The organism is Sedimenticola sp., assembly GCF_050289425.1.
GTDB lineage: Bacteria > Pseudomonadota > Gammaproteobacteria > Chromatiales > Chromatiaceae > Sedimenticola.
Genome location: NZ_JBNKFS010000049.1, coordinates 1 through 3387, shown reverse-complemented (window position 1 = coordinate 3387; position 3387 = coordinate 1). Strand labels below are relative to the sequence as shown.

Here is a 3387-nt window from a genome sequence, read left to right as displayed (position 1 = left end):
TTACGTTCGCGGCATGCAAGCCACACTAAAACTGTTTGAAGAATTTCCAGATATCCACACCCGCGTTGTCAGGCGTTACGTGCCCCCCAATGTGGGCGCACCAGACCACTGGTGCGCCTGCGTCACAGCCTTGATACTCCACGCACCAGGGAGAAGGTTCGTACGTGACTGTGTTATTCGAACAATGGTTAGCCTTGAGGTAATAGTCCCTCGCTGCGACGCCAACCGTGTTGAAGTTGAGGAGGGCATCGTACATTCCGTGGGCAATCCAGGCGGCAGTGGGTTTGCCATTATCATTGAACGGCGTAAAGTGTGCGCCTGACATTGGCGCAACTGCGCGAATGGTACCTGCCATCTCGCGTCCAGCAGCAAGCGACATCATGCCACCATAACCCCAGCCAGTTGAAAACACACGGTTGTTGTCAACGCACAATGAGCCTTTGACCTCATCAAGCATAGCGCGGAGAAACTGCATATCACGACCGTTCGTATTGGTCCAACCGCTATCGTCCTGACCGTTCACATTATATCTGTCTGGTGCGACAAATATCGCCTCACCACGCGCTTGGTCTCTCAATCCGTAGTATCCGCCACCTGCTACGGCACCGGCAGTGCCACCGTGCCAGTGCCAAGCGAAGATCAGGCGATAGGGTTTGTTCCTATCGTAGTTTCCTGGAAGGTCAATAATATACTCTCTATGCGCTCCATCGACCGTCATACCACGACGCCCGGACGAAAGACCTGGATTCTTACCACATCCCGCAGAAGTTATGCATTATAAACAATCGATACTTTTCTGTAGTATGGATGTTACGTAGCTAGTTCCCCGCAAACTTGAAGCTGTGTCACAATATAGATAAGGATAGTTGAGAACATTAACTCTTTAAAACTAAACACGTGTAACCGGTCAAATTACGGCCAGGTTTGTCACACACATACTTAATTTACATATGTACACACATCGGCAACAAACTTAAAGAAAACTTAACCGCCGCCATAGTCGCCACTTTTAGAATGCCTCTAAACTCATCATGAACCGCCCCGGCTTTACCGGAGACTCCAAACCTTGAGAGGATGGAGTCATGAACAAGACGAAGAGATACTCCCCGGAAGTTCGGGAGCGGGCGGTACGGTTAGTCATTGAGCAACAAGGTGAATACCCTTCGCTGTGGGCTGCCATTTGCTCCATCGCGGGTAAGATAGGCTGTACGCCAGAGACCTTAAGGAGCTGGCACAAAAAGGCTCAGCGCGCTCAAGGAGGTACTGAGGCATCCCTTTCAGAGCGGGACCGGCTCAAAGAACTGGAGCGGGAGAACAAGGAGCTGAAGCGGGCGAATGAGATCCTGCGCAAGGCAGCGGCTTTTTTCGCCCAGGCGGAGCTCGACCGCAAACCGAAGTGATGGTGTCTTTCATCGACGAGCACCGGGATGTCTACGGGGTCGAGCCGATCTGTGCCTTGCTGCCAATCGCCCCATCGACTTACTACCAGCACAAGATGCTGGAGGCCCAACCAGAGCGGGCTTCAGCTCGCAGTAAACGCGATCTCGCACTGACGGCGCAGATCCGGCGTGTCTGGGAGGAGAACTTCCGGGTGTATGGTGCCCGCAAGGTCTGGCGCCAGTTAAAGCGCGAGGGGTTCAGTGTAGCCCGTTGCACGGTAGAGCGACTGATGAGCCGGCAGGGATTGCAGGGTGTGGTTCGTGGCCAGAAGCCTTTCACCACCGTGAGCGACTCGGCTCAGGAGCGTGCCCCGGACCTGGTGAAACGACAATTTACGGCAACACGCCCCAATCAACTGTGGGTGGCGGATTTTACCTACGTGGCGACCTGGGCCGGGTTTGTCTATGTGGCCTTTGTGATCGACGTCTATGCCCGCTGCATAGTGGGTTGGCGGGTATCGCGCTCAATGAAGACGGAACTGGTGCTAGATGCCCTGGAACAGGCGCTCTGGGCAAGGAAAGAGCGACAGGGTTTGATTCATCACAGTGACCGCGGCAGCCAGTACCTGTCGATCCGCTACACGGAACGCATGGCTGAGGCCGGTATCGATGCCTCAGTGGGTACTACAGGCGATTCGTACGACAACGCTTTGGCCGAAACCATTATCGGCCTGTACAAGACCGAGGTGATCCACCATCGCGGCCCATGGCGAGGTCTAGATGCTGTGGAATATGCCACCCTGGAATGGGTGGACTGGTTCAATAACCGTCGGTTGCTCGAACCCATTGGCAATGTGCCACCGGCGGAGTTGGAAATGGCGTATTATCGCCAACAGGAGGAGTCAGCCGAAGCGGCCTGACTCAAACAAAACTGTCTCCGGTAAAGCCGGGGCGGTTCACTGATTTTCACTGGTATAGTGCTAATTGCGCCCTCCCTGAATCCACTCAATCAAGAATGTCTACGCTTCAGTCGGCAATTACTCAGGAAGCGTCGCCCGCAATAGATACCTTCCTGATACCGGCCTCGAGAATCCTGCCGGCAGACGAAGATCACTCGACCATCGGACAACATTTACAACTCGCATGACAGCAGCGGCATCAAACATAGAAACAAATAATTGATATCCTCTGCCATATTGACATGACCACGGCCAATGTCGGCGGTCGGGATTTCGCAGGAAGAGATACTGATCATGAATGACCGGCATGCATTAAACGGAATCAGTAGCGCTTGACGACAACAGGCATCATCTTCGATGGCCGGTGGTTTAGCGGAAGTCGAATATGTCGTATTTTTGGGAAATCCTAAGATTCCCGGGTTAGCGTCAGCGCCAGGAGAGAGCGGCATCAAGACTGATTGTCAGGATACTCGTCACTACAGGTCTCTTTTTCATTCTATTCACTGTTACTCAGTTGCAGTCGACAGTGATTGTCAAGGACACACCCATTCGGATAACTGGGTAACGGCCAAACAGAACATTGCCGTGGCTGTTATCGTGACGTTCCGCACCTGTTCACTATTGCTTCACAAGTGAAAAATCACGGATAAAATGATGTTTCCTCCACCTGACAAAGCCCCGGATTCACGGTTTCTTCAGAATCCATCTTGGCTTGTCGGGCCTGGAGTCGATCCGCCTTCCATACACGCTTTTCTCGATATGCCTAACAGTGCGGTAAGCGCTATGTGCTATGGATTGCTCATGCGCAAGCTCGGCCACCGCAATCTTTAGCGACCCTGCCGCCCAGATGGAAGGAGAGATGAACGGATGAAAAATAGCGACGATGAATATGTCATCATTCAGTTTAAGCACTTGATCGAACATAAGAGAGCAACCCTCGAGACGATCACCCGATGTCGGATATGGGTGGCGTCTGCGAGTATCCGGGAAACCATACAAAACAGGAAAAGGATTCACACTCTTTTCGTCCTGTAAATCTCGGAACAATT

3 protein-coding genes and 1 other annotated feature are annotated in these 3387 nt (G+C 52.6%); of the genes, 1 reads left to right on the top strand and 2 read right to left on the bottom strand.

All coding sequences use genetic code 11. The features are described from left to right. Nucleotides 1-25 precede the first annotated feature (25 nt). The gene (locus tag ACQY5R_RS18125; protein WP_428610694.1) at nucleotides 26-718 is read right to left on the bottom strand and encodes an alpha/beta hydrolase family esterase; all 693 of its coding nucleotides are present in this window, start codon (nucleotides 716-718) and stop codon (nucleotides 26-28) included. A 364-nt stretch (nucleotides 719-1082) separates the two neighbouring features. Here ACQY5R_RS18125 and ACQY5R_RS18120 point away from each other — a divergent pair. Beyond that, a protein-coding gene (locus tag ACQY5R_RS18120) for an IS3 family transposase (RefSeq protein WP_428610693.1) occupies nucleotides 1083-2299 on the top strand; the annotation gives its coding sequence in 2 pieces (ribosomal slippage) (nucleotides 1083-1368 and nucleotides 1368-2299; 1218 coding nt in all). Next, nucleotides 1358-1474, top strand: a sequence feature (AL1L pseudoknot). Its footprint overlaps the gene before it by 117 nt. Nucleotides 2300-3022: 723 nt before the next feature. Here ACQY5R_RS18120 and ACQY5R_RS18115 read toward each other — a convergent pair. Then, nucleotides 3023-3387 (bottom strand): hypothetical protein (locus tag ACQY5R_RS18115; RefSeq protein ID WP_428610692.1); only part of this gene is annotated, 365 nt, incomplete at its 5' end.